Annotated in this window: 2 protein-coding genes and 1 pseudogene; all 3 read left to right on the forward strand. The window is 69.8% G+C overall.

Translation table 11 applies throughout. The annotated features are described in order from the left end of the window. Window positions 1-182: 182 nt before the first annotated feature. Window positions 183-869, forward strand: coding sequence for a DUF4286 family protein (locus JYJ84_RS34225; protein WP_175220250.1), 687 nt, complete (start codon window positions 183-185; stop codon window positions 867-869). Between the two features lie 80 nt (window positions 870-949). After that, complete coding sequence (locus tag JYJ84_RS34230) at window positions 950-2,269, forward strand: MFS transporter (protein WP_089485399.1); 1,320 nt, start codon at window positions 950-952, stop codon at window positions 2,267-2,269. A gap of 49 nt (window positions 2,270-2,318) precedes the next feature. Further along, window positions 2,319-2,439, forward strand: a pseudogene (locus JYJ84_RS38095) (DUF2848 domain-containing protein); the annotation flags it as partial.

Raw genomic sequence — 2,439 nt, forward strand, 5'->3', positions numbered from 1 at the left:
GCTCCGGCGAAAGCAAAGCGGACGACGCCATCCGCACCGCCCGCCCCGCCCTCCGCGAAACGCCGCCCGCGCCGCTCATAAGAAAACCTGTTCACCGCGAATTTGTTTTCTTGTTGGACGGGCGTGGCCCGTCTTCGGGACACTGCGGTTCCTGACATACCCCCGTCACGAGGAACCCCGCGATGACCCGCCTTTCCCTTCCGCACGGCCAGCTTTGCGTCTGGACGGATATCGACCCCGCGCACGAAGCCGATTTCAACGCGTGGTACGACCGCGAGCACATGCAGGAACGTGTCGCGATTCCCGGCTTCACGCATGCGCGGCGCTTTCGTGCGACCGATCGCGGCCCGCGCAAGTACCTCGCGCTGTATGTGACGGACGCGCTCGACGTGTTCCGCGGCGACGCTTACCGGCGCGCGTTCACGCAGCAGACCGCCTGGTCGCTCGCGAACTTCGAGCGCATGACGGGTACGCAACGGCGCGTCGGAGAACTGACGATCGAGGCGGGTGACGGCGAAGGCGCGCATCTCGCGCTGTTCGTCCTGCCGCCGGACCGCATCGACGTGCCGCAGCTGCGCGAGCGCTTCGACGACGTGCTGCACGAACCGGGCATCCACGCTGCGCGGCTCTTTCGCACCGCGCCTGATCTCTCCGCGCCGATCGGCGCCGATGCGGCTGCCCGCCCGGCCGCCGATGCACTCGTGCTGATCGAAGGCAGCGATGCGGCCACGACGCGGCGCGTGGCCGCCACGCTCGCCGGACATGACGACGTGCGCACTTTCGACCTGCTGTGGCGCGCCGCCGCGCCGTTGCATGCGGTGCGCGACGACGTTGAAACCGAGCCCGCTGCCGCCGCCCTGCCGGCCTGATCGCCCACGCCGGCCGCATCGCAGGCGCGCTGCACACCCGCGCATCGCGCCCGGCGCTTCATCCCGTCCTTCGTCACGACATGCCCGACACCATGAGCACTCTCGCCCAGCCCGCCGCCCATGCGCCCCGCCGCGTCCGCAACAGCCGACTCGCGACCGCGAGCATGATCGGCACGTCGCTCGAGTGGTATGACTTCACGATCTACAACACGCTCGCCGCGCTCGTCTTCAATCATCTGTTCTTTCCGTCGGTCGACCCGCTGGCCGGCACGATCCTCGCGTTCTCGACCTATGCGGTCGGCTACGTATCGCGCCCGCTCGGCGGCTTCGTGTTCGGCAATCTCGGCGACCGCATCGGCCGCCGCGCGGTGCTGATGCTCACGCTCGTGCTGATGGGCGTGACCACCGCGCTGATGGGCGCGCTGCCGACCTACGCGCAGGCCGGCATCCTGAGCCCGATCCTGCTCGTCGCGCTGCGCTTCGTGCAGGGTGTCGCGCTCGGCGGCGAATGGGCCGGCGCGGTGCTGCTGTCGGTCGAGCACGGCGACCAGAAACGGCGCGGGCTGTCCGCTTCGTGGACGCAGATCGGCCCGTCGTTCGGCACGCTGCTCGGCACCGGCTGCATCGCGCTCGTGACGCTGTCGACCACATCGGGCGACTTCCTGTCGTGGGGCTGGCGCGTGCCGTTCGCGGCCAGCGCGCTGCTCGTCGTGTTCGGTTTCTGGCTGCGGCGCGGCGTCGACGAAACGCCGCAGTTCGAGCAACTCGCCGAATCGCACGCGACCGCCGAGGTGCCCGTCGCCGACGTGCTGAAGTACCACTGGAAGCGCCTGCTGATCGCGGGCGGTTCACGGATCGGCTCGGACGTGCTGTATGCGCTGATCGTCGTGTTCACGCTGACCTACGTGACGACGGTGCTGCACCTGTCGCGCCCCGTCGCCCTGACGGCCGTAATGATCGGCACGGCCTGCAACGCGCTCGCGGTGCCGTTCTTCGGCGCGCTGTCGGACCGCTTCGGCCGCCGGCCCGTGTATCTCGCCGGTGCGCTCGCCGGCATCGTGTGGGCGTTCGTGTTCTTCACGCTGCTCGATTCGGCCCGCCCCGGCGCGATCGTCGCGGCCGTCGCGATCGGCCTCGTGATCCACGCGGTGATGTACGGCCCGCAAGGCGCGTTCGTCACCGAACAGTTCCCGACCCGCGTGCGCTACGCGGGCTCGTCGCTCGCGTACACGCTCGCCGGCATCGTCGGCGGCGGCTTCGCGCCGCTCGTGATCGCCGCGCTGTTCCGGCAGACGGGCACGACGACGGCCGTGTCGCTGTACGTCGCCGCCGCGCTCGTCGTCACGTCGATCGCGCTCCTCGTCGCACGCGAAACCGCGCACAAGCCGCTCGCGGACTGAACGTCGCCGCCAGCCGATTCATTCCTTCGCACTTCAAACGGATACCCGCATGCCAACCCTGTCGTTCAACGTGATTTCCCGGCACGGCGCGCCGGCCACCGTCGACGTCGAGATCGAGCGCGTCGTGATCGCCGGCTGGGCCGGCCGCGATCCGGCCGCGATCCGCGCGC

Origin of the sequence: Burkholderia sp. LMG 13014, from assembly GCF_905232215.1 — a bacterium.
GTDB lineage: Bacteria > Pseudomonadota > Gammaproteobacteria > Burkholderiales > Burkholderiaceae > Burkholderia.

Bases quoted from the DNA above. Each gene is read 5' to 3' on its own strand.
- JYJ84_RS34230 (WP_089485399.1), top strand. From the start codon at position 950: ATGCCCGACACCATGAGCACTCTCGCCCAGCCCGCCGCCCATGCGCCC.
- JYJ84_RS34225 (WP_175220250.1), top strand. From the start codon at position 183: ATGACCCGCCTTTCCCTTCCGCACGGCCAGCTTTGCGTCTGGACGGAT.